The organism is Roseivivax sediminis (assembly GCF_900112685.1).
GTDB lineage: Bacteria > Pseudomonadota > Alphaproteobacteria > Rhodobacterales > Rhodobacteraceae > Roseivivax > Roseivivax sediminis.
In genome coordinates this window covers 172,620-194,377 of the sequence record NZ_FOMS01000004.1, presented here as the reverse complement: position 1 = coordinate 194,377, position 21,758 = coordinate 172,620, and the positions used below count along the sequence as shown (strand labels likewise).

Annotated in this window: 27 protein-coding genes and 1 tRNA gene; 21 read left to right on the top strand and 7 right to left on the bottom strand. The window is 70.7% G+C overall.

Going from position 1 to position 21,758, the window contains the following annotated elements; translation table 11 throughout:
• Positions 1-21 precede the first annotated feature (21 nt).
• Positions 22-96, bottom strand: a tRNA-Thr gene (locus tag F3H57_RS08285).
• Positions 97-196: 100 nt separating this feature from the next.
• On the opposite strand from F3H57_RS08285, the gene F3H57_RS22155 reads away from it, so the two are divergent.
• From F3H57_RS22155 to F3H57_RS08215, 15 genes are all read left to right on the top strand, one after another.
• On the top strand, positions 197-352 hold the full coding sequence (locus tag F3H57_RS22155; RefSeq protein WP_188129634.1) for a hypothetical protein: 156 nt from the start codon (positions 197-199) through the stop codon (positions 350-352).
• Position 353: 1 nt separating this feature from the next.
• Complete coding sequence (gene murA, locus F3H57_RS08280; protein ID WP_149755434.1) at positions 354-1,622, top strand: UDP-N-acetylglucosamine 1-carboxyvinyltransferase; 1,269 nt, start codon at positions 354-356, stop codon at positions 1,620-1,622.
• The gene (locus F3H57_RS08275; RefSeq protein ID WP_149755433.1) at positions 1,622-2,089 is read left to right on the top strand and encodes a DUF2948 family protein; all 468 of its coding nucleotides are present in this window, start codon (positions 1,622-1,624) and stop codon (positions 2,087-2,089) included. Before murA ends, F3H57_RS08275 begins: the two co-directional genes overlap by 1 nt.
• A gap of 287 nt (positions 2,090-2,376) precedes the next feature.
• Positions 2,377-3,687, top strand: a complete 1,311-nt coding sequence (gene hisD, locus F3H57_RS08270) for a histidinol dehydrogenase (protein ID WP_149755432.1) — start codon at positions 2,377-2,379, stop codon at positions 3,685-3,687.
• Positions 3,684-4,316, top strand: coding sequence for a hypothetical protein (locus F3H57_RS08265; RefSeq protein ID WP_149755431.1), 633 nt, complete (start codon positions 3,684-3,686; stop codon positions 4,314-4,316). Before hisD ends, F3H57_RS08265 begins: the two co-directional genes overlap by 4 nt.
• 114 nt (positions 4,317-4,430) lie before the next feature.
• The gene (locus F3H57_RS08260) at positions 4,431-4,910 is read left to right on the top strand and encodes a UPF0262 family protein (protein ID WP_149755430.1); all 480 of its coding nucleotides are present in this window, start codon (positions 4,431-4,433) and stop codon (positions 4,908-4,910) included.
• A 69-nt stretch (positions 4,911-4,979) separates the two neighbouring features.
• A complete protein-coding gene (locus F3H57_RS08255; protein WP_262504502.1) occupies positions 4,980-5,366 on the top strand; it encodes an arsenate-mycothiol transferase ArsC in 387 nt (128 codons plus the stop codon).
• A complete protein-coding gene (locus tag F3H57_RS08250; protein WP_223163011.1) occupies positions 5,363-5,761 on the top strand; it encodes a ketosteroid isomerase-related protein in 399 nt (132 codons plus the stop codon). Before F3H57_RS08255 ends, F3H57_RS08250 begins: the two co-directional genes overlap by 4 nt.
• On the top strand, positions 5,758-6,339 hold the full coding sequence (locus F3H57_RS08245) for a GNAT family N-acetyltransferase (protein ID WP_149755427.1): 582 nt from the start codon (positions 5,758-5,760) through the stop codon (positions 6,337-6,339). Before F3H57_RS08250 ends, F3H57_RS08245 begins: the two co-directional genes overlap by 4 nt.
• A gap of 156 nt (positions 6,340-6,495) precedes the next feature.
• The gene (locus tag F3H57_RS08240; RefSeq protein ID WP_149755553.1) at positions 6,496-7,380 is read left to right on the top strand and encodes a carbon-nitrogen hydrolase family protein; all 885 of its coding nucleotides are present in this window, start codon (positions 6,496-6,498) and stop codon (positions 7,378-7,380) included.
• A gap of 102 nt (positions 7,381-7,482) precedes the next feature.
• Positions 7,483-7,701: a translation initiation factor IF-1 gene (gene infA / locus F3H57_RS08235; RefSeq protein WP_005978431.1), complete on the top strand. Its 219-nt coding sequence runs from the start codon at positions 7,483-7,485 to the stop codon at positions 7,699-7,701.
• 61 nt (positions 7,702-7,762) lie between these two features.
• Positions 7,763-8,338 (top strand): Maf family protein, encoded by a 576-nt coding sequence (locus tag F3H57_RS08230; protein ID WP_149755426.1) that lies wholly within the window; start codon positions 7,763-7,765, stop codon positions 8,336-8,338.
• The gene (locus tag F3H57_RS08225; RefSeq protein WP_149755425.1) at positions 8,335-9,366 is read left to right on the top strand and encodes a ribonuclease E/G; all 1,032 of its coding nucleotides are present in this window, start codon (positions 8,335-8,337) and stop codon (positions 9,364-9,366) included. The genes F3H57_RS08230 and F3H57_RS08225 overlap by 4 nt, the downstream gene beginning before the upstream one ends.
• The gene (locus F3H57_RS08220; RefSeq protein WP_149755424.1) at positions 9,363-9,560 is read left to right on the top strand and encodes a DNA gyrase inhibitor YacG; all 198 of its coding nucleotides are present in this window, start codon (positions 9,363-9,365) and stop codon (positions 9,558-9,560) included. The genes F3H57_RS08225 and F3H57_RS08220 overlap by 4 nt, the downstream gene beginning before the upstream one ends.
• A gap of 17 nt (positions 9,561-9,577) precedes the next feature.
• Entirely contained in the window at positions 9,578-10,804 is a 1,227-nt protein-coding gene (locus F3H57_RS08215) for an aminotransferase class V-fold PLP-dependent enzyme (RefSeq protein ID WP_149755552.1), read from the top strand.
• A gap of 316 nt (positions 10,805-11,120) precedes the next feature.
• Here the strand turns inward: F3H57_RS08215 and F3H57_RS08210 are convergent, their stop codons facing one another.
• Positions 11,121-12,041 carry a lytic transglycosylase domain-containing protein gene (locus tag F3H57_RS08210; RefSeq protein WP_223163010.1) on the bottom strand — a complete coding sequence of 307 codons (921 nt, stop codon included), beginning with the start codon at positions 12,039-12,041 and terminating at the stop codon, positions 11,121-11,123.
• A gap of 60 nt (positions 12,042-12,101) precedes the next feature.
• On the opposite strand from F3H57_RS08210, the gene ftsY reads away from it, so the two are divergent.
• Positions 12,102-13,442, top strand: coding sequence for a signal recognition particle-docking protein FtsY (gene ftsY, locus F3H57_RS08205; protein ID WP_149755550.1), 1,341 nt, complete (start codon positions 12,102-12,104; stop codon positions 13,440-13,442).
• Positions 13,439-13,834 carry a GNAT family N-acetyltransferase gene (locus F3H57_RS08200; protein WP_149755423.1) on the top strand — a complete coding sequence of 132 codons (396 nt, stop codon included), beginning with the start codon at positions 13,439-13,441 and terminating at the stop codon, positions 13,832-13,834. Before ftsY ends, F3H57_RS08200 begins: the two co-directional genes overlap by 4 nt.
• Before the next feature lie 163 nt (positions 13,835-13,997).
• Here F3H57_RS08200 and F3H57_RS08195 read toward each other — a convergent pair whose 3' ends face one another.
• Entirely contained in the window at positions 13,998-14,486 is a 489-nt protein-coding gene (locus F3H57_RS08195) for an MgtC/SapB family protein (protein ID WP_149755422.1), read from the bottom strand.
• 309 nt (positions 14,487-14,795) lie between these two features.
• On the opposite strand from F3H57_RS08195, the gene F3H57_RS08190 reads away from it, so the two are divergent.
• Both F3H57_RS08190 and F3H57_RS08185 read left to right on the top strand, forming a co-directional pair.
• Positions 14,796-15,698 (top strand): DMT family transporter, encoded by a 903-nt coding sequence (locus F3H57_RS08190; protein WP_149755421.1) that lies wholly within the window; start codon positions 14,796-14,798, stop codon positions 15,696-15,698.
• Between the two features lie 30 nt (positions 15,699-15,728).
• Complete coding sequence (locus F3H57_RS08185) at positions 15,729-16,325, top strand: inner membrane-spanning protein YciB (protein WP_149755420.1); 597 nt, start codon at positions 15,729-15,731, stop codon at positions 16,323-16,325.
• 272 nt (positions 16,326-16,597) lie between these two features.
• Here the strand turns inward: F3H57_RS08185 and plsY are convergent, their stop codons facing one another.
• The 4 genes from plsY to F3H57_RS08165 form a co-directional block, all read right to left on the bottom strand.
• Positions 16,598-17,206: a glycerol-3-phosphate 1-O-acyltransferase PlsY gene (plsY, locus tag F3H57_RS08180; RefSeq protein ID WP_149755419.1), complete on the bottom strand. Its 609-nt coding sequence runs from the start codon at positions 17,204-17,206 to the stop codon at positions 16,598-16,600.
• Positions 17,206-18,504, bottom strand: a complete 1,299-nt coding sequence (pyrC, locus tag F3H57_RS08175) for a dihydroorotase (protein ID WP_149755418.1) — start codon at positions 18,502-18,504, stop codon at positions 17,206-17,208. Before pyrC ends, plsY begins: the two co-directional genes overlap by 1 nt.
• 73 nt (positions 18,505-18,577) lie before the next feature.
• Entirely contained in the window at positions 18,578-19,132 is a 555-nt protein-coding gene (locus F3H57_RS08170) for an aspartate carbamoyltransferase catalytic subunit (RefSeq protein WP_149755417.1), read from the bottom strand.
• Complete coding sequence (locus F3H57_RS08165; RefSeq protein ID WP_149755416.1) at positions 19,129-20,079, bottom strand: aspartate carbamoyltransferase catalytic subunit; 951 nt, start codon at positions 20,077-20,079, stop codon at positions 19,129-19,131. Before F3H57_RS08165 ends, F3H57_RS08170 begins: the two co-directional genes overlap by 4 nt.
• A gap of 319 nt (positions 20,080-20,398) precedes the next feature.
• Between F3H57_RS08165 and F3H57_RS08160 the strand changes: the two genes are divergently transcribed.
• Both F3H57_RS08160 and moaB read left to right on the top strand, forming a co-directional pair.
• Positions 20,399-21,184 (top strand): uracil-DNA glycosylase, encoded by a 786-nt coding sequence (locus F3H57_RS08160; protein WP_149755415.1) that lies wholly within the window; start codon positions 20,399-20,401, stop codon positions 21,182-21,184.
• Positions 21,181-21,714 carry a molybdenum cofactor biosynthesis protein B gene (gene moaB / locus F3H57_RS08155; protein WP_149755414.1) on the top strand — a complete coding sequence of 178 codons (534 nt, stop codon included), beginning with the start codon at positions 21,181-21,183 and terminating at the stop codon, positions 21,712-21,714. The genes F3H57_RS08160 and moaB overlap by 4 nt, the downstream gene beginning before the upstream one ends.
• Positions 21,715-21,758: the final 44 nt, after the last annotated feature.

Genomic DNA, 21,758 nt, shown 5'->3' with positions numbered 1-21,758 from the left:
TTCGCGATCAAGGGGATAGGATGGTGCTGCTGGACAGGATTGAACTGTCGACCTCTCCCTTACCAAGGGAGTGCTCTACCACTGAGCTACAGCAGCGCCCGGCGCCGTGGCGGCGTGGGCGGCTCTCTACCCAGAAGCGCCATGGCGTGCAAGCGCAATCTGGACGCTTTTTGCCACCTCCTGTAAGGACCGGTGCATGGAGCGGAAACGAGGCACCCCAACGTCACGCGACAACGACCGCGAGGACCGCCTCCGGGCGGCGCTGAAGGCCAACCTCGCCCGGCGCAAGGCGCAGGCGAAGGCGCGAGAGGCCAAGTCGGACGGGGACGAGCAGGACAAGGAAGACAGCTGAGATGGATTCGATCGTCGTGACCGGGAACGGTCCGCTCTCGGGGCAGATCCCGATCGCGGGCGCGAAAAACGCCTGCCTGACGCTGATGCCTGCGACTCTGCTCACCGAAGAGCCGCTGACCCTTCTGAACGCGCCGCGGCTGTCGGACATCCGCACCATGACCGAGCTGCTGTCCTCGCTCGGGGCGGAGGTCAGCGCGCTCAACGACGGGCGGGTGATCGCCATGTCGAGCCACGCGCTCGACAATCACCGAGCCGATTACGACATCGTGCGCAAGATGCGCGCCTCGATCCTCGTACTGGGCCCGATGCTGGCGCGCGACGGCTATGCCGAGGTGTCGCTGCCCGGCGGCTGCGCCATCGGCGCGCGGCCCGTGGACCTGCACCTCAAGGCGCTCGAGGCGCTGGGGGCGGAGCTCGACCTGCGCGACGGCTACGTCTTCGCCAAGGCGCCGAAGGGCGGGCTGCGCGGGGGGCGCGTGCGTTTCCCGCTGGTGTCCGTGGGCGCGACGGAGAACGCGCTGATGGCCGCGACGCTCGCCCGCGGCACCACGGTGATCGAGAACGCCGCGCGCGAGCCCGAAATCGTCGATCTGGCACGGTGCCTGCGCGCGATGGGTGCGCAGATCGAGGGCGAGGGCACCTCGACGATCACCATCGAGGGGGCCGAGCGGCTCGGCGGTGCGACGCACAAAGTGGTCACCGACCGGATCGAGCTCGGTACCTACATGCTCGCCCCGGCGATCTGCGGCGGCGAGGTGGAGTGCCTCGGCGGGCGCATCGACCTTCTTCAGTCCTTCTGCGAGCGGCTGGATGCCGCCGGCGTGTCGGTGGAGGAGACGCAGACCGGGCTCAAGGTTGCGCGTCGCGGCAACCGCATCCAGGCGGTTGACGTGACGACAGAGCCCTATCCGGGTTTCCCGACCGATCTTCAGGCGCAGATGATGGCGCTTCTGTGCACCGCGGAGGGGACGTCCGTCTTGGAGGAGAAGATCTTCGAGAACCGGTTCATGCACGCGCCGGAACTCATGCGCATGGGTGCCTCGATCGAGGTGTCGGGCGGCACCGCGAAGGTCAACGGCGTGCCGGCGCTCAAGGGAGCGCCGGTGATGGCGACGGATCTGCGCGCCAGCGTGTCGCTGATCCTCGCCGGGCTCGCCGCGGAGGGCGAGACAGTGGTGAACCGGGTCTATCACCTCGACCGGGGCTACGAGCACGTGGTCGAGAAGCTCGCCGGGGTCGGTGCCAAGATCGAGCGGGTGGCCGCCTGATGACCGAGGATGCCCGCTTCGAGGATGCCGGCGGCAAGCCGCTCTATCTTGGGGCCATGGATCCCGACGATCTGTCGGTGCTGTCGGCGCTGGTCCAGGACGCGGTGCTGCCCTCGTCCGAAATGCGGTATCTGCCGGACGAGCGGCGGCTCGCCTTCCTCGTGAACCGCCTGCGCCGCGAAGAGGACCTCGCCCGCGGCGGGGTGGAGCGCGTGCAATCGGTGCTGGTGGTCGACCACGTGACCGGGGTGCGGAGCCAGGGCGTCACCCGCGGCGATCCCGACACGGTGCTTCAGATCCTTTCTGTGGGCTTCGAGCCCGGCGCCGACGCGGCTGGCGCGGTCGAGGTCGTCTTCGCCGGCGACGGCGTGGTCCGCGCCGAGGTCGAGGCGCTGGAGGTGATGCTGCGCGACGTCACGCGCCCGTATCTCGCGCCCTCCCGCAAGACGCCGGAGCATCCGGAATAGGGAACGTCGCCAGGGTCGCCACCGACGAGCAGGCGCCGGGCCAGCGCCGGCCCGCCGTGACGGGTCATGCCGCAGGCATGCGACGCACGCATGACGCTGGCCCGGCGCCTTCGGCTTGATTCCGGGCCGGTCGGCTCAGAGCTCCGCGGACGAAAGCCCGGCGACGACACGCGGCACGGCTTGCCCGGTCCGTCTCGCGCCGCGCATCGGCCGCATATACCACCCCAACTCGACACCACGCGCATGCGCGATATAACCGCCGCCACGCCCGACGCACGGAGACCGCCATGCCCGTCTTTCTCGACACCGCCGAGCCCGACTTCGCGTCGCGCTTCGAGGCGCTGCTGACCGCCAAGCGCGAGGACAGCCCCGATGTCGACGACGCCGTCGCCGCGATAATCTCGGACGTCCGCGCCCGGGGCGACACCGCGCTGATCGGGCTGACCGAACGCTTCGACCGCCTCGCGCTCAAGCCCGGCGGGCTGGCCATCACCGCCGCCGAGGTCGATGCCGAGATCGCCCGCGTGCCGCCCGCAGATCGCGCGGCGCTCGACCACGCGGCCGAGCGCATCCGCGCCTACCACGTGCGCCAGATGCCGACGGACGCGAGCTGGACCGACCCAGAGGGCGCGACGCTCGGCTGGCGGTGGACACCGGTGGAGGCGGCGGGGCTCTACGTGCCGGGGGGGCTCGCCTCCTATCCCTCGTCGGTGCTGATGAACGCGATTCCCGCCAAGGTCGCGGGGGTGGAGCGGCTGGCGATCTGCGTGCCCACGCCGGACGGCGTGATCAACCCGCTCGTGATGTACGCCGCGCGCACCGCCGGGGTCGACGAGATCTACCGCATCGGCGGCGCGCAGGCGATCGCCGCGCTTGCCTACGGCACCGAGAGCATTGCGCCCGTCGACAAGATCACCGGGCCGGGCAACGCCTATGTCGCCGCCGCCAAGCGCCGGGTCTTCGGCCGCGTCGGCATCGACATGATCGCCGGGCCCTCCGAGATCCTGGTGATCGCCGACGGCACCTCGGACCCCGACTGGATCGCGCTCGACCTGATGAGTCAGGCCGAACACGACGAGAGCGCCCAGTCGATCCTGATCACCACCGACGCCGCCTTCGGCCGGCAGGTCGCCGACGCGGTGGAGGCGCGCCTCCAGACGCTCGAGCGCCGCGCCATCGCCGGGGCGAGCTGGCGCGACTTCGGCGCCGTGATCACCGTCGCGGATCTTTCGGAGGCCGCGCACCTGTCGGACCGGATCGCGCCCGAACACCTGGAGCTTTGCGTGGAAGATCCGCGCAGCCTGTCGCGCCAGATCCGGCATGCCGGTGCGATCTTCCTCGGCCACTGGACGCCCGAGGCCATCGGCGACTACGTCGGTGGGCCGAATCACGTGCTGCCGACGGCGCGCTCGGCGCGATTCTCCTCGGGGCTGTCGGTGCTCGACTTCCTCAAGCGCACGACCCTGGCCGAGATGACGCCCGAGGCGCTCGCCGCCATCGGCCCCTCTGCCGAACGGCTGGCCTCCGCCGAAAGCCTGGAGGCGCACGGATTGTCGGTTGCTGCGCGGCGCGAAAGGCTCAACAAATCGGGGCAATGACCCGAGCTGACCTGACAGCATTCGGTTACGCGGTGCCGCTGGCCTTCCTCGCTGCTGCCGGCCTGGTCTTGCTCGTCTGGATCTCGGCGGACGAGGCGGTCGCGGTGCGGATCTTCGCCGCCGCGACCTTGCCGCTGTGGTCGTTCGACGTGGTCGAGAGCTACCAGCTGACGGCACGGGGCAGGGGCGTTTGGTCCCCTGAGCGGATGGCGAGCGCCTTGCATGTCGGGGTGTCCACAGCCACCGCCATCGTGCTGGTCCTCGGCGCATCGGCCCCGGTGGCGGCCGCCGCTGGGGGCGTCGGCGCCGCGTTCGGCAGCTGGGTCTGGCCGGTGCCGACGGGGCGGCTGGCGAGGGCTGCCGCGCGCTACGACACGGATCGGCCGATCCCGCGCGCCTGGCTGGGCTGGCCGGCCCTTGTCGCGCTGCTGCTCGCGGGCGTGCTGGCCTATCCGCCGGAGGGCGGCTGGCCGGGCTACCTTTATTTCCAGCCTGTGCTGCTCCTGGGGATCGGTGCGACTTACACGGCGCATAGATCGGTGCCCTTGGCGCTGCACCCGATGACGGCCAAGCTCTGCGGCGCCGCATTGCTGTTCGCGACGATCGCGGCGGCCTACATGGTTCGCTGAGGCGCAGGGCGCCCGGATCGTGACGGACCTGAAACAATTTATGCTGCGCTGCGGCATTGCCGCCGCGCGCCGCGCGGACTAGGCTGACCGGCAAAACGCCGGAAGGATGGCGCCATGAGCCATATCGCGCATATCGACCTGGACGATGCCGCCCTGCCGCCGCCCACGCCCGAGATCGAGCAGGAGCGGCGCGTGGCGATGTTCGATCTGATGGAACGCAACGTCTTTGCGCTGCCGGCGCGCAACGGCCATGCCATGCCGGACGGACCTTACACGCTGTCGCTCGGCATCCGCGAGAAGCGGCTGGTCTTCGACGTCGCCACCGAGGGCGGCGAGCAGGCGGCCGAGTTCCACCTGTCGCTGTCGCCCTTCCGGCAGGTGGTCAAGGACTACTTCTCCATTTGCAAGAGCTACTACGACGCGGTGAAGACCCTGCCGCCGAGCCAGATCGAGACCATCGACATGGCCCGCAAGGGCATCCACGACGAAGGCGCGCGGATCCTGCGCGAGCGGCTGGACGGCAAGGCCGAGATCGACCAGGACACCGCGCGGCGGCTCTTCACGCTGGTCTGCGTGCTGCATTTCGGGGGCTGACTGGTGCCGGCGACGCCCCTGCCGCAATCGGTGCTCTTCGCCTGCGATCACAACGCCGTCCGCTCGCCCATGGCCGAGGGGATCACCAAGAAGCTCTACGGCACGTCGGTCTACGTGCAATCGGTGGGCGTGCTGGGCGATCTCGACATCGACGGCTTCGCCATCGCCGCCTGCGCCGAGATCGGGGTGGAGCTGTCGCGCCACCGCGCCCGCAGCTTCGAGGAACTGGAGGCGCTGGGCGAGGCGCTGTCGGGGTTCGACCTGATCGTGACCATGTCGCCGGCGGCCCGGCGGCACGCGCTCGACCTGACGCGGCTTTTCCATTTGTCGGTGGAATACTGGCCGGTTATGGATCCGACCGGGATCGGCGAGGACCGCGAAACCAAGCTCAACGCCTACCGCCAGACCCGCGACCAGATCCACGATCAGCTGAAGGGAAAATGGGGACCGCGATGAGCACCGACACGCTTGCCCGCTATTTCGACGCGTTCAACCGCCACGACATCGAGGGCATGCTCGAGTGCCTGTCGGACGACGTAGCCCACCACGTCAACGAGGGCGAGGTGCGCGTCGGCCGCGAGAAGTTCCGCGCCTTCTGCCAGCACATGGCGCGCTGCTACGACGAGCACCTGACCGACATCGTGCTGTTCTCGGCCGAGGGCGGCACCCGCGGCGCGGCGGAATACATCGTCAACGGCAGCTACCTTCAGACCGACGAGGGCCTGCCGGAGGCGGCGGGCCAGACCTACAAGCTGCCGGCGGGGTCGTTCTTTTCGCTGGAGGGCGGGAAGATCAGCCGCGTTGTGACCTATTACAACCTCGCCGACTGGATCCGGCAGGTTTCCTCGTGAAGGTCGAGACGCTCACCGGAGACGCGCTGGCGGCCGCGCTCGACGACGTCGCGCGGCTGCGGATCGAGGTGTTCCGGGCCTGGCCCTACCTCTACGACGGCTCGGTGGAGTACGAGCGCGGCTACCTGCAGGCCTACCGCGAGAGCGCGGGCGCGATCGTCGTCGGCGCATTCGACGGCGATACCCTCGTCGGGGCGGCCACCGGCACGCCGATGGAGGACCATGCCGGCGATTTCGCCGCCGCCTTCGCGCCCACCGGGCTCGACCTCGAGACGATCTTCTATTGCGCCGAATCGGTGCTGCTGCCGGAGTATCGGGGGCGGGGTCTCGGCCATGCCTTCTTCGACGCGCGCGAGGACCACGCGCGGCGCCTGGGGCGCAGCCACGCCGCCTTCTGCAGCGTGCAGCGCCCCGAGGACCATCCGCTGCGGCCCGAGGGCTACGTGCCGCTGAACGGGTTCTGGCGCAAGCGCGGCTACGCGCCGCTACCGGGGGTGGTCGCCAGTTTCCGCTGGAAGGACATCGACGAGGCGGCCGAGACCGACCATCATTTGCAGTTCTGGTTGCGCGAGCTGTGAGGGCGGATCCCGCGGAGCGCGCTGGCGCGCGCGCACCATGTTTGGGGGTGGACCCCCAAACCCCCCGGGCGAGGGCGCTGCCCTCGCGCTCCCGGAGTATTTGTCGGCCCAAAGAAGCAGGGGTGCAGGCAAGAGTGGCGAGGGAGGCGTGACATGGTGAAGGTGGCGGCGGCGGCCTATCCGCTGGATGTGCTGGAGAGCTGGGACGCCTATGCGGCCAAGATCGGGGCCTGGGTGGCGGAGGCCGCGGAGGCGGGCGCGGAGCTGCTGGTCTTTCCCGAGTATGGCAGCATGGAACTGGCGACGCTGGACGGGCTCGAGGTGGCCGGGGATCTCGAGGCGTCGCTGCGAGCGGTGTCGGACCGCGTGCCGGCGGCCGACGCGCTGCATGCCGAGCTCGCGGCGCGGCACGGGGTGCATGTGCTGGCGGCATCGGCGCCGGTCCTCGATCCGGCGCTCGGGGCCCGTCCGGTGAACCGGGCGCGGCTGTTCGCGCCGTCCGGCGCGGTCGGCGTGCAGGACAAGCAGATCATGACGCGGTTCGAGCGCGAGGATTGGGGCGTTGTGCCGGGCGGACCGCTGCGGGTCTTCGATACCGCGCTGGGCCGGATCGGCGTGCTGATCTGCTACGATTCGGAATATCCGCTGTTGGGCCGCGCGCTGGCGGACTGCGATCTGCTGCTGGTGCCGTCCTGCACCGAGGCGCTGGCCGGCTACTGGCGGGTGCGCATCGGCGCGATGGCGCGCGCGCTCGAGGCGCAATGCGTGAGCGTCATGTCCTCCACTGTCGGCGCGGCCGAGTGGTCCGAGGCGGTGGACACCAATTGCGGCACCGGCGGCGTGTTCGGCCCGCCCGACACCGGTTTTCCGCCGACCGGCGTTCTTGCCGAAGGTGTGCTGGACGCGCCGGGCTGGACTTATGCCGAGGTGGATCTCGCGCGGATCGCTGCGGTGCGCGCCGACGGCGTCGTGCTCAACCGCGCGCATTGGGACGAGCAGGTACCGCGCGCCGGCGCGCCTGAAATCGTGTCCTTGCGCTGAGGCTCGCGTTTTGGGCTTGAAAAATCCGCCGAATAGGCCAATTACGGGCGCATCGAGCGGGTGGTGCGCAGCGCCGCCCCTCTACGCAATTCAGGAGAGACCATGGCCAAGGAAGATACGCTCGAATTTCCCGGTGTCGTGAAGGAACTCCTGCCCAACGCGACGTTCCGGGTCGAGCTAGAGAATGGCCATGAGATCATCGCGCACACGGCAGGCAAGATGCGCAAGAACCGCATCCGGGTTCTGGCTGGCGACAAGGTGCAGGTGGAGATGACGCCCTACGATCTGACCAAGGGCCGTATCAACTACCGCTTCAAGTGAGGCCCGACAGGGCCGATGGCGCGGGGCCTTCGGGCCCCGTTCGCATGTGTGGAGAGCGACGATGAAGCTCATTCTCGGCTCCGGCTCGCCGCGGCGGCGCGAGCTTCTGTCCCAGCTCGGCATCGTCGCCGACGACATCCGTCCGCCCGATATCGACGAGACGCCGGTGCGGGGGGAGTTGCCGCGCCCCTATTGCCAGCGCATGGCGCGCGAGAAGGCGGTGGCGGTTGTCGCGGATGAGGACGACATCGTGCTGTCGGCGGACACCACCGTCGCGCTCGGCCGGCGCATCCTCGGCAAGCCCGAGGACGAAGGCGAGGCGGCGGCGTTCCTGCGGGCGATGTCGGGCCGGCGCCACCAGGTGGTGACAGCGCTCGCGGTCCGCCGGGGTCCGCGGGTCTGGGCCCGTGACGTTGTGACCAAGGTGAAGATGAAACCGCTGAGCGATGACGAGATCCGGGGCTACCTCGCCACCGGCGACTGGCAGGGCAAGGCCGGCGGCTACGGTATCCAGGGTCCGGCGGGGGCGCTGGTGCCGTGGATCTCGGGGTCCTTCACCGCCGTCGTTGGGCTGCCGCTGGCCGAGACCGCGCAGCTTCTGGCCGCCGCCGGCTGGCCGGTCTGGGGGCGGGCATGAAGGGGGCGACGATCGCGCTCGGTGAGCTCGGCGGCCGGGAGGCCGCGGCGCTGATCGTGGACGGGCGGCTCGACGATCTTTTCATCGACGGCGCCGGGGCACTGCCGGGCACGATCTATCGCGGCATCGCCGGGCGGCCGATGAAGGGGCAGGGGGGCATCTTTTTCGACACGCCGGACGGCCCTGCCTACCTGCGCCAGATCAAGGGGATCTCGCCGGGCGAGGCGCGCATCCTGCAGGTCACGGGGTTCCCGGAACCGGGCAAGGCGATCCCGGTCACCGACCGCGTCCTCTTCAAGAGCCGTTATGGCATCGTCACGCCCGGCGCGCCCGGCATCAATGTCAGCCGCGCGATCCGCGATTCCGACGCGCGTGATGCGATCCTCGAGATTGCGCACGAGGAATACGGCGGCGCCGACGGCCTCATCCTGCGCTCCTCCTGCGACGGCGCCGATCCCGATGCCATCGCCGAGGACATCCGCGAGATGAGCGCGCTTGCCGCTGCCGTCATGGCCGACACGGCCGGCCCGGCCGAGGTGCTGGTGGAGGGCGACGGCGCCCATGCCCGCGCCTGGCGCGAATGGGCGCTCCCGGCGGAGGTCGACCGCGAGGCCGGCGCCTTCGACCGTCACGGCGTGCTCGACGAGATCGAGGCGCTGCGCGGGCCGCACGTGCCGCTGGGCGGCGGTGCCTCGATGGCGGTGGAGGTCACCCGTGCGCTCGTCGCCGTCGACGTGAACACCGGCGGCGACACGTCCCCGGCGGCGGGGGTGAAGGCGACGCTGGCCGCGTTGCGGGCGCTGCCGCGCCAGTTGCGGCTGCGCGGGCTCGGCGGGCTCGTCACGATCGACCCCGCGCCGATCCCGAAGAAGGAGCGGCGGCAGATCGAAGGCGCCTTGCGCGCCGCGCTCAAGGCCGACAGCGTGGAGACGATCTTTGCCGGCTGGACGCCGATGGGCAATATCGAGCTGCAGCGCAAGCGCGACCGCCCGGCGCTCGCCGACATCCTCAGGCAGGAGGCCCCATGAGCTGTCCGATCTGCAGCAAGCCCACCGATCCCGAGGTCCGGCCGTTCTGTTCGAAGCGCTGCGCCGATCTCGACCTCGCGAAATGGCTGAACGGGTCCTATGCGGTGCCCTCGACCGACCCCGAGGACACCGAGGAGGCGCTCGACCAGGCCGCCCGCGCCGCCGATGCCACCGATCCGGAGAGCCGACATTGACCTTCGCACCCGAGCTGATGACGGCGATCCGCGCCCGCTTCGCCCATGTCGAGACCTGCCCCTTCGAAGGCGAGCGGATCTTCTTCGAGAATGCCGGCGGCGCGCTGACGCTGAACGCGGTGGTGGAGACCTCCGCCCGCTATGCCGCTATCCCCGACAACCAGGGCCGCGCGAACGGTGCCAGCCGGGCGCTGATGGCGGCGATCGACCGGGCGAAGGCGGACATGCGGGTGCTGCTGAACGCGCCGGAGGGGGCGATCTTCGTCGGCGAAAGCGGCACGGAGCTGCTGTTCCGGATGATCCGGGATGCCTGCCTCGGCGCGCCTGAGGGCGGCGTGGTGCTGGGCTCCACGGTCGAACATCCCGCCTCGCGCTCCGCCGCCGCCCGCTGGGCGGAGGTCACGGGGCGCGAACACGTCTGGGTCAAGCACGACGATGCGACCGGGCAGGTCACGCCCGAGGCCTACGCGGCCGCGGTCACGCCCGAGGTGCGCGTGGCGACGATCCTTCACACCTCGCCGGTCACCGGCATGGCGATGGACGTGCCCGCCATCGCGGCGGCAATTCGCGCCGAGGCGCCCGAGGCGCTGATCGTCGTCGACGGGATCCAGCACGCCTGCCACGGGCGCATCGACATCGCCGGCGCGGACATCGACGGCTACGCGATCTCGCCCTACAAGATGTTTTCGCGCCACGGCTTCGGGGTCGCCTGGGCCTCGGACCGGTTGACCGCGCTCGGCCATGACAGCCTGACCGGCGGCCCGGTCGGCGCGTGGGAACTCGGCACCCGCGACACCGGCGCCTATGCGACGCTGTCGGACGTCGTCGCCTATTTCGACTGGCTGGGGGCGGAGGTCTCCGGCGCCTCGGACCCGCGCCAGCGGATCGAGGCGGCGGGCGCGGCGATCCACGCCCATGAGAGCGCTCTGACGGACGCCATGCTCTTCGGCACCGACAACCTGCCGGGCCTCGCGTCGCTGCCGGGCGTGACCGTGATCGGCGGCGCGGACAACCCCGCGCGCGAAGGGCTGGTGTCGTTCTGGGCCGAGGCGGTTCCGGCGTCCGAGATCGTCGACCGCCTGAACGAGGCAGGCATCCGCACCCACCTGCGCAAGGCCGACCACTACTCGGGCAACATCCTCGAACCGCTCGGCCAGACCGGCTGCGTGCGTGTCTCGCTCTGCCATTACAACACCCTGGGCGAAGTGCGCGCCTTCCTCGACGCGGTGCGCGGAATCCTCTGACCGCGACGCCGCGCGCCCGGCCCGCCTCCGTCCGCCAACGAGCGTCCCACTTGCGGTCCGTCGCGGCACCCCCGTCTTCATCTGGCGGTATGGGCCCCGCCGGAACTTCCATCCTCGCCACGGGAGCATGGCCGGGCGGCCGGGCGCACGCTGGACACCGGGTCGTTGAACACCGGGTCGCCCGGCGTCCCGGCGCAGCGCGCGTGGGCCGTGCGGGAGCCTCCGGCGGGGATATTTCCGGGCAGATGAAGCCCGGGGACAGCGCCCCGGGCCCGGCGAGGGCCTCGGCCTGGCAATTGGGCCCGGCGGCGCGCGGTCAGTCGTTCTTGTAGACGGCGCAGATGCAGCCCTGCCGGCGCAGCGCGGCGCAAAGGGTGTGCGCGCTGCGCGCCGTCTCCTGGCCGAGCCGCGCCATGTAGTAGCCCTGCCGGCCGGAGACGCGGTTGCGCACGAAGACGATGTCGAGCGGCACGTCCTCGACCCGGCCGCGGCAGGCGCGGCTGCGCGTCTCGAACGCGTCCCGCGCGCCGGCCTCGGTGCGGGCGAAGGCCATCTGCACGCCGAAGGGCGAGACCGGCGGCTCCACCGGCGGATATTTCGTCAGGCGGCGGTTGCGGGCGAGGTCATGGCACGCCTCCTGGAACGGCATGTCGCCCTGCAGGCGGAAATCGTGGTCCTCGGGCGGGTCGTCGCGCCAGGTCTCGGCGCGCAGCCCGGTGATGATGCGCACGTAATCCACCGTTTCGCTCGCCAGCCCGCCGGTCTTCGCGATCAGCCCCTCGGCGCGCCCTTCGCCGCCGTTGTAGCCCACCGCCGCGAGCCCCTGGTTGCCGTACTCCCGCGTCATCTCCCCGAGGTAATGGGCGGAATGCTCGAGCGCGAGCGCTGGGTTGTGGCTGTCGGAGAGGCCCCGCAGGTAGGCGGTCGAATCGATGAACTGCGCGATGCCGCGCGCATCGGCGTGCGACACCGCGTTGGGGTCGAACCGGCTCTCCTGCCAGAGGAGCCGCGCGAAGAAGCCCGGGTCGAGCCCGTTCTCCCGTGCGAAATACTCGATCGCCTGGCAGGTATCGAAGACGAAATGCGACGGGCGGATGCACATCACCCGGTTCCATTTTCCGGCCGAGCACAGCGTGCCCGGCTCCGCCGCGGCCGGCGCGGGGAGGGCGAGCGTCAGGGCCAGGAGCATCCATCGCCACATGGCGCGGATTTGGGCGCCGGCGCCCGGTGCCGTCAACGGCCCTTTTCCTTGCCCGCCATCGCGTCTACGTGAGGAGGGATCGTGACGGAGGCCGTCTTGTCCTTTTTCGGAAAACTGAAAAGCCGCCTGCTGCGCTCCTCCTCGAAGCTCGAAGAGGGGCTCGACGCCATCGTCGAGGAGGGCGGCAGCACCGATCCGGAGAGCTCCGGCGCCCCGCCGGCGCCGGATACGCCCGAGCGGCCGGCGACGCCGGCCGACCCGGCGCCCGAGGCCCCGGACGTCACGCCGCCGGCCGATCCGGCGCCCGCGCCGCCGGAGGAAGTGCCCCCGGTGGTTCCGGACGAGGCGCCGGTGCCCGAAGACCCCGCCGCCCCGGCGGAGGTGCCCGACGACCCCGGACCGGACGCCCCGGTCCCCGACGATCCGGAGCCCGGACGCCCCTCCGAGAGCGTGCCGCTCACCCCGCTGGAGATCCCGCAGAAGGAGGTGCCGGACAGCCCGGAGCCTCCGCCCGAGATCCCCGGCGACGGCACGCCCGAGACGCGCAATACCGGCCTTTTCGGCCGTCTCTTCGGGCGCGGCACCACCGAGGCGCCGGTCATGCGCCGGGTGCTCGACGACGAGATGGTCGAGAGCCTCGAGGAATTGCTGATATCGGCCGACATGGGCGTCGACACCGCCTTGCGCGTCGCCGGCAACATGGCCGAAGGCCGCTACGGTCGCCGCGTCTCCACCCAGGAGATCAAGGAGCTCCTGGCGGCCGAGATCGCCCGGATCATGGAGCCGGTGGCCAAGCCGCTGCCGCTCTACCGCACGAAGCCGCAGGTGGTGCTGGTGGTCGGCGTCAACGGGTCGGGCAAGACGACGACCATCGGCAAGCTCGCCAGCCAGTTCCGCGAGGCCGGCAAGTCGGTGGTGATCGCCGCCGGCGACACCTTCCGCGCCGCCGCTGTCGAGCAGTTGCAGGTCTGGGGCGAGCGCGCCGGCGTGCCGGTGATGACCGCGCCCGAGGGCTCGGACCCGGCAAGCCTCGCCTTCGACGCGCTGACCAAGGCGCAGAACGACGGCGCCGATCTTTTGCTGATTGACACCGCCGGGCGGCTGCAGAACCGCGCCGATCTGATGGAGGAGCTGGCCAAGATCGTCCGCGTGTTGCGCAAGAAGGACCCCGAGGCGCCGCACAACACGCTCCTGGTGCTCGACGCGACCACCGGGCAGAACGCGCTCAACCAGGTGGAGACCTTCCAGAAGCTCGCCGACGTGTCCGGCCTGGTGATGACGAAGTTGGACGGCACTGCGAAGGGCGGCGTCCTGGTGGCGCTCGCCGACCGCTTCGGCCTGCCGATCCACGCCATCGGCGTGGGCGAGCAGATCGACGATCTCGCGCCGTTCGACCCCGAGGAATTCGCCGCCGCGCTCTCGGGGCTCGACAGGTGAGCCTGACCTGGCAGGACGGCGCGCCCGCGGTGGGCGAATACCTCGAACTCATGCGGCTCGCGGGCGAGGGGCGCCGCGCCCCGGCCGCGGCGGCCAAGGGGCTCGAGGGCTCGCTCCACGTCGTCGCGGCGCGGCGGCGGGGCCGCCTTGTCGGACTCGGCCGGCTTGTGGGAGACGGCGGGACGGTGGCGCAGATCGTCGACGTCGCGGTCGATCCGGAGATGCGCGGGCAGGGCCTCGGCACCGGCATCGTGGAACGCCTGATCGCCTGGGCGGAGGCCGAGCTGCCCGCCACCTGCGGGATCGTCCTGATCGCACCGCCGGGCAGCGCCGCGCTCTACAAGCGATTCGGGTTCGAGATCCGCACGGGCATGGAGCGGATCCTGCCATGATCGCGTCCCGGGGCGGGGCGCGCGATGCCGCCACCGGTGACGATTCCGCACGGTGCCCGGGCACGACACCGTGCCATGCCGCCGCGAGGGCCCCCGGCGCGTGTAGTGAGGTTCTTCATAGTGAACAGGCGCCGTCTCGGAGCGTTGCCGCCGCCCCGCCGCCTCAACGGTATTTGCCCTGGCGGCGGCCGGCCAGCTTGCGCAGCACCCACATCACCAAGAGGGCCAGCACCGTGGCGAGCGCGGCAAGCGGCACGTTGCCGGTCCCGCAGGACAGGCCGACCGCGCCGGCCATCCACATCCCGGCCCCGGTCGTGAGCCCCCGCACCCGCGCGCCCTGGGTTATGATCGACCCGGCGGCGAGGAACGCCACCCCGGCGGTCACCGCCTCGATCACGCGGATCGGATCGACCCGCAGGGCATCCCCGGCCTCTTCGCCCATGGCGATGAGATCGAAGGCGATCAGCGTGAACAGGCAGGACGCGATGGCGATGAGGATATGGGTGCGCAGCCCCGCCGGCTTGTCGTGCGATTCGCGCTCCCAGCCCAGAATCGCTCCGAGGATCGCGGCACAGACCAGCCGCAGGATCGCCACCGGCAGCGGCGTCGCGCCGAACGTGGTCAGAAGCTCGTCTCGGACGAGGTCGATCATGGCATGTCCTCCCCTCGGAGACCGGGTCGCGGTGTCCGTCCCGGCCATAACGCCTCTGCGGCACGTTCGGTTCGTCGGCGCGCCACCTGCGCGTCCCCGCCCCCCAGCAGGCCGCCAGCCGGCACCCGCCCCGCGCCGCCGGGCATGCGGAGGCCGCTTCCGCTGCGTCGCCGCCACCTCGTCCCCCGGCCGCCAGATCCCGCCTCTCCCGGCTTCTTTGGGCTCCAAATACTCCGGGGGGCGCCGCAGGCGCGGGGGCAGCGCCCCCTCCGGCCTCTCCGCCCGGCGTCGCCGACAAAGGGACGCGCCGTGAGCGACTGGCTGATCTCGCTCGAGGGCACCGAGGCCGGGCGCACGCTGGCCATGGCGCTGGCGCTGCTCGCCGCGCTCCTGCACGCGGTCTTCGGCGCGCTGCAGAAGGGCCGGCACGACCCGTGGCTGTCGCGCGGCGCGATCGACGCGTCCTACGGGCTGATGGCCGCCCCCTTCGCGCTCTTCGTCGTGCCCTGGCCCGCGCCGCACATGTGGACGATCTTCGCCGGCGCCTTCGCCATCCACCTCGTCTACAAGGTGCTGCAGGCGCTGGCCTATACCCGCGGTGCCTACACCGTCGTTTACCCGGTGGTGCGCGGGACCGGCCCGTTCTTCGCGGTGATCGGTGCCTACCTCATCTTCGGAGAGGTCTTCGCGCCGCTGCAATGGCTCGGCATCGCGGTGCTGATGGCGGGGATCTTCGGGCTCGCGCTTTACAACTACCTCTACCTTCACGACGCCCGCGCGACGCTCGGCCCCGCGCTCGGCTTCGCGGTCGCTACCGGGCTCTTCGTGGCGCTCTACACCACCTACGACGCCTACGGCATCCGCAGCGCCGCCGACCCGTTCACCTTCCTCGCCTGGTTCTTCATGATAGACGGTGCGGCCATGCCGCTCTATGCCGTCTGGCGCTACGCGCGCATGGAGGCCCCGCCGCCCCCCGGCCCACTGGCTTTGCGGGGGGTCACCGGCGGGCTCGTCGCCTTCGCCAGTTTCGGCTCGATCATGCTGGCCACCCGGCTCGACAAGGTCGGCGAGGCGGCGGTCCTGCGCGAGACCTCTACCGTCTTCGCTGCGCTGATCGGCTGGCTGGTGCTGAAGGAAACCGTCGGCCCGCGCCGCATCGCTCTGATGGCCCTCATCGCGCTCGGTGCGGTGATCGTTGAGTTCGGCGGCTGAATGGCCCATATCGCCCCCCGGAGGTGGCAGATGTCCAATCGCGAAATATCCCAGGGTCTGAAGACCGCGCTGGAGCTTGGCCCGGTGCTGGCCTTCTTCGTGGCCTACCTCATCCTGAAGGACCGGAGCTTCGACATCGGCGGCACCGCCTATGACGGCTTCATCGTGGTCACCGCCGGCTTCGTGCCGGTGATGGTGGCCTCGACCGGCCTTCTGTGGTGGCTGACCGGACATCTCAGCCGGATGCAGGTGGTGACGGTGGTGCTGATCGTGGTGTTCGGTGGGCTGTCGGTGTGGCTCAACGACGAGCGCTTCTTCAAGATGAAGCCGACGCTGATCTACCTGATCTTCGGCGGCGTACTGGCGGTGGGGCTGCTGCGCGGCCAGAGCTACCTGCGTTACGTGATGGAGGGGCTGGTGCCGCTGCAGGACGAGGGCTGGATGATCCTGACGAAGCGGGTGACGGCGTTCTTCTTCGCGCTGGCGCTGGCGAACGAGGTCGTCTGGCGCAGCATGTCGACCGAGACCTGGGTCTACTTCAAGACCTTCGGGCTGACGGCGGCGCTGTTTGCCTTCTTCATGGCGCAGGGTGGTCTCTTCCGCCGCTACGGCACCGGGGAAGAATAGGGCGGCAAGGTAGCTCGAACCCCGCGCAACTCGGCCCGGAGTCAAGCCGAAGGCGCCGGGCCAGCGTCATGCTGGAAGCATGCCTCCGGCATGACCCGTCCCCGCGGGTCGGCGCTTTGTCATTCTGGCGCAACGTTTGAATTTCGGAGGGGCGTGGCTGGCATAAATCAAAGACCCCGGAGGTCTGGAAGCGCCAACCCACGGGCCGGCGCTGACCCGGCGCCTTCGGGCCAGTCACGGATGTTCAGACCACTTGGCGCGGCGGCCGCAGCCTACGGCCGTTCGCCCAGCCGGGGCTCGGTGCCTGCGCGCAGACGGGCGATGTTCTGCCGGTGCCGCCAGATCATCAGAAGCGTCATCAGCACGCCCACGACCAGTACGTCCGGCCGCCCCAATAGCAGCATCCAGCCCGAGGACAGCACCGCCGCGATCAGGGCGCCGACGCTCGACACCCGGGTCAGCGCCACTGCCGCAAGCCACGTCGCGCAGGTCAGCAGGCCCACCGGCCAGATCAGCCCAAGAAGGACGCCGAGAAACGTCGCCACTCCCTTGCCGCCGACGAAGCGCAGCCAGACCGGGTAGCAATGCCCGACGAAGGCGGCCAGAGCTGCCACCTGCACCGCGTCCTCCGCCGAAAAGAGCCGCGCGGCCACCACCGCCACCGCGCCCTTCGCCGCGTCCAGGATCAGCGTCGCCGCCCCCGCCGCCTTCGAGCCGGTGCGCAGGACGTTTGTCGCGCCGATATTGCCCGACCCGATTGTGCGCGGATCGGCAAGCCCCATGGTGCGCGTGATCACCAGCCCGAAGGGCACCGACCCGCAGAGATAGCCCAGAACGGCCCAGAGGATCAGCACCAGGGGCGCGGAGTCGAGCGCGGGCATCAGTCGGCCTCGTAGACAGCGGATCCGGCAACGAATGTCGCTATCACCTTACCCTGCAGTCGGGCGCCGTCAAACGGCGTGTTCTTCGATTTCGAGCGCAGCTTGAACCGGTCGAGGACGAAGGGCTTGTCTGGGTCGAACAGCACCAGGTCCGCCGGCGCGCCCCTGGCGATGCGCCCCGCCTCCAGCCCCAGCCGCCGCGCGGGGTTGAGCGACAGCGCCCGGAACAGCACCGGCAGCGGCAGATCGCCGGAATGGTAGAGGCGCAGCAGCACCGGCAGCATCGTCTCCAGCCCCACCGCGCCAGAGGCGGCCTCCTCGAAGGGCAGGCGCTTGGATTCCTCGTCCTGCGGCGTGTGCATCGACGAGACGATGTCGATGAGCCCGGTCTTCACCGCCTCGATCACCGCCTGCCGGTCGTCCTCGGAGCGGAGCGGCGGCTTGACCTTGAAGAACGTCCGGTAATCCGCGAGGTCCATCTCGTTCAGCGTCAGGTGGTGCATGGAGGTGGCAGCGGTGACGTCGAAACCGTTGCGCTTGGCACGTTCCAGCGGGGGCAGGGCGCGCGCGGCGGTCACCTGGTCGGCGTGGTAGCGCGCGCCGGTCATCTCCACGAGCGCGATGTCGCGGTCGAGGCCCATGCGTTCGGCCATTGGCGACACCGTCGGCAGCCCGCGCAGCGAGGCGAACTTGCCCGAGGTCGCCGCGCCGCCGTCGCTCAGGATCGGCTCCTGCGGGTGGCCGACGATCAGCGCGCCGAGGCCCGCCGCATAGGTCATCGCGCGGGTCAGTACCTTGGTATCGCGCACCACGTGGTCGCAATCGCTGAAGGCGACGGCTCCGGCATCCATCAGGAAACCGATCTCGGTCATCTCGCGGCCCTGGCGGCCCTTGGTCAGAGCCGCCATCGGCAGGACATGAACGAGCGATGCCTCCACCGCGCGGCGGCGGATGAATTCCAGCGTCTCGGGCGTGTCGATCGCGGGGTCGGTGTCGGGCCGGGTGACCATCGTGGTCACGCCGCCGGCCGCCGCGGCGTCCCCGGCGGTCTTGTAGCTTTCCTTGTGCCGCTCGCCGGGCTCGCAGACCTTCACGCCGATATCCACGATCCCGGGCGCGAGGCACTTGCCGCGCGCGTCGCGCCGCGCCTTTGCGGGCACGCGGTCCTCCGACACGTCCGGGGCAGGGGTGTCGAAGACCTCGGCGATGCGGCCATCCTCGATCAGTACCGCGCCCTCGCGGACCTCGCCGGCCTCGGGGTCGATCAGGCGCGCATTGGCGATCAGCACGGGTGTCATGCAGGGCTCCTTGCCGGATCGGCGGCGGCGGCGCAGAACGCGGCGCCGCGCGGGGCAGGTAAGTCCGCCCGGTTCACAGCGCGGCCACCAGCAGGTAGACGACGACGGCGGCAAAGAGCGCCATGATCACGTAGGCCATCGCCTGCAACAGCGGTGAGCGGCGGCCGGGCGCCGTGTTCGGGGCGCTGCCGCCGGTGCCCGCGCCTCCCGAGGCCGCGCTGTGCAGCGGCGCCGCCGGCGCGGAGGCGCCCGGTTCGCGGTAGGCGCCGACGAAGCGCAGCGGGGGACGCACGTCCAGCGTCTGGGCCGTGCGCTCGAATGCCTGTGAGGGCAGCACCAGCACGTGCCCCGTCAGCGCCTCGAGCTCCGCGCGGTCGGCCTCGAGATCCTTGCCGGCGATGTCGTAGGCCTCTTCGAGATATCCCGGCAGCGTCATCGCCCCGAGGTCGCGGATCGCCACGATCTCCACGAAGTCGCGGCGCAGCGCGGTGGCGCCGAGGGCGTATTTCACCGGCCATTCGCCGGTTCCCGCCTCGCCGGTGAAACGCTCCACCGCGTCGGCCGGCAGGTCGAGGTGGAAGACCCGGACGATCCCGGTCTCCGCGGCGCGGACCTCAAGGTCGCTCATGCCATCACCTCGGTCGGCCGGGCGCGCAGGTTGCGGGCGAGAAGGTCCATCGCCGCCATGCGCACCGCGACGCCCATCTCCACCTGCTCCTGGATCACCGAGCGGTTGATGTCGTCGGCCAGCGTGCCGTCGATCTCCACCCCGCGGTTCATCGGGCCGGGATGCATGACGATGGCGTCCTCCTTGGCATGGGCGAGCTTCTCGGCGTCGAGCCCGTAGCGGTGGTAATACTCGCGCTCCGAGGGGATGAAACCGCCGTCCATGCGTTCCTTCTGGAGCCGCAGCATCATCACCACGTCGGCATCGGCCAGCCCCTCGCGCATGTCGTGGGTGACCTCCACGCCGAAATCCTCGATCCCCGAGGGCAGCAGCGTCGGCGGTCCGACGAGGCGGACGCGGTTCTCCAGCTTGTGCAGCAGCAGGATGTTGGAGCGGGCGACGCGGCTGTGCGCGATGTCGCCGCAGATCGCCACGGTCAGCCGGTGCAGCCGCCCCTTGCGCCGGCGGATCGTCAGCGCGTCGAGCAGTGCCTGCGTGGGGTGTTCGTGCCGCCCGTCGCCGGCGTTGATCACCGCGCAGTTGACCTTCTGCGCGAGCAGCGCGACGGCGCCGGAATGCGGGTGACGCACGATCAGGAGGTCGGGATGCATCGCGTTCAGCGTCAGCGCGGTGTCGATCAGCGTCTCGCCCTTCTTGATCGAGGACGCCTGCATCGCCATCGACATCACGTCCGCGCCCATGCGCTTGCCGGCGAGCTCGAAGCTGGCCTGGGTGCGGGTCGAGGTCTCGAAGAACATGTTGATCTGGGTGCGGCCCGTCAGCAGGCTGGCGTGCTTTTCCTGCTGCCGGCCGAGCGCGACGTAACGGTCCGCGAGGTCGAGCAGCGTGACGATCTCGTCGGGGCGCAGGGCCTCGATGCCCAGCAGGTGGCGGTGATCGAAACGCATCGGGCTTTGGCTCCGGCCTCTTGGTCGCGGGCGTTGTAGCTGCGGGGCGCGGCACCGGCAAGGGTAGGGGAAGGTGCGTCTCGCCGTCCCCGAAAAACGCCCGGACAAAGCGGCGATCGCCCGAAGAGTACCGAAGGTGCCGGGCGCGCGCCGGACCGGCCCGACGGTCTGGCGCGATGTGACCCGCGCGCGCCGTTCGGATTGCTGAGGTGTGTGGCCGGGATAAAGCGCAGACCTCGGGCGTTGCAGCGCCAGCCCCCGGTCCGCCGCGCGCCCGGCGCCCCTTTCCCCCGTGGCCCGCGCGGCTATGCTCGCGGCCATGGATTCGGCACTCGATTGGCACGCCGCCCGCGCGGCGCTGGAATGGCAGCTCGACATGGGCGTGACCGAGACGATCTCGGACGCGCCCGTCGACCGTTTCGCCGCCGCTGCCCAGCCGAAAGAGGCCGCCCCGAGCGCTCCGGCCCCGGCGCCCGCCGCCGGGGAAGACCCCGTCGCCGAGGCCGAGCGCGCCGCCGCCGGCGCGCGCGACCTGGGCGCCCTGCGCGCTGCCATCGACGCCTATCCCCATTGCGACCTGCGCCGCGGCGCCCGCAGCCTCGTCTTCTGCGACGGCGCCCCCTCGGCCCGGGTGATGATCGTCGGCGAGGCGCCGGGACGCGAGGAGGATCTCGCCGGCAAACCCTTCGTCGGCCGCGCCGGCCGGCTCCTCGACCGGATGCTCGCCGCCATCGGGCTGGCGCGCACCGACACCGGCGATGCCGGCGTCTACATCACCAACGTGCTGCCCTGGCGGCCGCCGCAGAACCGCGACCCGCGCGCCGACGAGGTGGCGATGATGCTGCCGTTCCTCAGACGCCACGTCGCGCTCGCCGATCCCGACCTTCTGGTGATCATGGGCAACGTCTCGGCCGGCGCGGTGCTCGGCAAGCGCGGCATCACCCGCCTGCGCGGCCGCTGGACCGAGGCGCTCGGCCGCCCGGCGCTGCCGATGCTCCACCCCGCCTACCTTCTGCGCAACCCGGCGGCCAAGCGCGAGGCCTGGGCCGACTTGCTCGACCTCTCCGCGCGGCTCACCGCCAGTTCCGAAAGGACCAGCCCATGAGCGCCGCCCGCGACTTTCTGCCTGTCCGCATCGCCGTGCTGACCGTGTCGGACACCCGCACGCCCGAGGACGACCGCTCCGGCAACACGCTGGTCGAGCGGTTGGAGGGCGCCGGCCACACCCTGGCCGCGCGCGCCATCGTCCGCGACGAGCGGGCCGCCATCGCCGCAAAATTGCGCGAGTGGTGCGCCAACCCGGACATCGACGTGGCGATCTCAACCGGGGGCACGGGCCTTACGGGACGTGACGTGACCGTGGAGGCGCACCGCGACGTCTACGAAAAGGAGATCGACGCCTTCGGCACGGTCTTCACCATCGTGTCGATGAACAAGATCGGCACGTCCGCCGTGCAGTCCCGCGCAACCGCCGGCGTGGCGGAGGGCACCTACCTCTTCGCGCTGCCGGGCTCGCCCTCGGCCTGCCGCGACGCCTGGGACGAGATCCTCGCGCCGCAGCTCGATTACCGGCACCGTCCGTGCAATTTCGTGGAAATTTTCCCAAGATTATCGGAACATCAGCGGCGGAAATGACCGCCGCGCCCGTAAAAGGGTCGTGAGCGCGTCTGGGCCGGCCC

Excerpts from the sequence above, each read along its gene's own strand:
- F3H57_RS22155 (WP_188129634.1), top strand. The coding sequence starts at position 197 with ATGGAGCGGAAACGAGGCACCCCAACGTCACGCGACAACGACCGCGAG.
- murA (WP_149755434.1), top strand. The coding sequence starts at position 354 with ATGGATTCGATCGTCGTGACCGGGAACGGTCCGCTCTCGGGGCAGATC.
- F3H57_RS08275 (WP_149755433.1), top strand. The coding sequence starts at position 1,622 with ATGACCGAGGATGCCCGCTTCGAGGATGCCGGCGGCAAGCCGCTCTAT.
- hisD (WP_149755432.1), top strand. The coding sequence starts at position 2,377 with ATGCCCGTCTTTCTCGACACCGCCGAGCCCGACTTCGCGTCGCGCTTC.
- F3H57_RS08265 (WP_149755431.1), top strand. The coding sequence starts at position 3,684 with ATGACCCGAGCTGACCTGACAGCATTCGGTTACGCGGTGCCGCTGGCC.
- F3H57_RS08260 (WP_149755430.1), top strand. The coding sequence starts at position 4,431 with ATGAGCCATATCGCGCATATCGACCTGGACGATGCCGCCCTGCCGCCG.
- F3H57_RS08255 (WP_262504502.1), top strand. The coding sequence starts at position 4,980 with ATGGCCGAGGGGATCACCAAGAAGCTCTACGGCACGTCGGTCTACGTG.
- F3H57_RS08250 (WP_223163011.1), top strand. The coding sequence starts at position 5,363 with ATGAGCACCGACACGCTTGCCCGCTATTTCGACGCGTTCAACCGCCAC.
- infA (WP_005978431.1), top strand. The coding sequence starts at position 7,483 with ATGGCCAAGGAAGATACGCTCGAATTTCCCGGTGTCGTGAAGGAACTC.
- F3H57_RS08230 (WP_149755426.1), top strand. The coding sequence starts at position 7,763 with ATGAAGCTCATTCTCGGCTCCGGCTCGCCGCGGCGGCGCGAGCTTCTG.
- F3H57_RS08225 (WP_149755425.1), top strand. The coding sequence starts at position 8,335 with ATGAAGGGGGCGACGATCGCGCTCGGTGAGCTCGGCGGCCGGGAGGCC.
- F3H57_RS08220 (WP_149755424.1), top strand. The coding sequence starts at position 9,363 with ATGAGCTGTCCGATCTGCAGCAAGCCCACCGATCCCGAGGTCCGGCCG.
- F3H57_RS08215 (WP_149755552.1), top strand. The coding sequence starts at position 9,578 with ATGACGGCGATCCGCGCCCGCTTCGCCCATGTCGAGACCTGCCCCTTC.
- F3H57_RS08195 (WP_149755422.1), bottom strand. The coding sequence starts at position 14,486 with ATGATCGACCTCGTCCGAGACGAGCTTCTGACCACGTTCGGCGCGACG.
- F3H57_RS08185 (WP_149755420.1), top strand. The coding sequence starts at position 15,729 with ATGTCCAATCGCGAAATATCCCAGGGTCTGAAGACCGCGCTGGAGCTT.
- plsY (WP_149755419.1), bottom strand. The coding sequence starts at position 17,206 with ATGCCCGCGCTCGACTCCGCGCCCCTGGTGCTGATCCTCTGGGCCGTT.
- pyrC (WP_149755418.1), bottom strand. The coding sequence starts at position 18,504 with ATGACACCCGTGCTGATCGCCAATGCGCGCCTGATCGACCCCGAGGCC.
- F3H57_RS08170 (WP_149755417.1), bottom strand. The coding sequence starts at position 19,132 with ATGAGCGACCTTGAGGTCCGCGCCGCGGAGACCGGGATCGTCCGGGTC.
- F3H57_RS08165 (WP_149755416.1), bottom strand. The coding sequence starts at position 20,079 with ATGCGTTTCGATCACCGCCACCTGCTGGGCATCGAGGCCCTGCGCCCC.
- F3H57_RS08160 (WP_149755415.1), top strand. The coding sequence starts at position 20,399 with ATGGATTCGGCACTCGATTGGCACGCCGCCCGCGCGGCGCTGGAATGG.
- moaB (WP_149755414.1), top strand. The coding sequence starts at position 21,181 with ATGAGCGCCGCCCGCGACTTTCTGCCTGTCCGCATCGCCGTGCTGACC.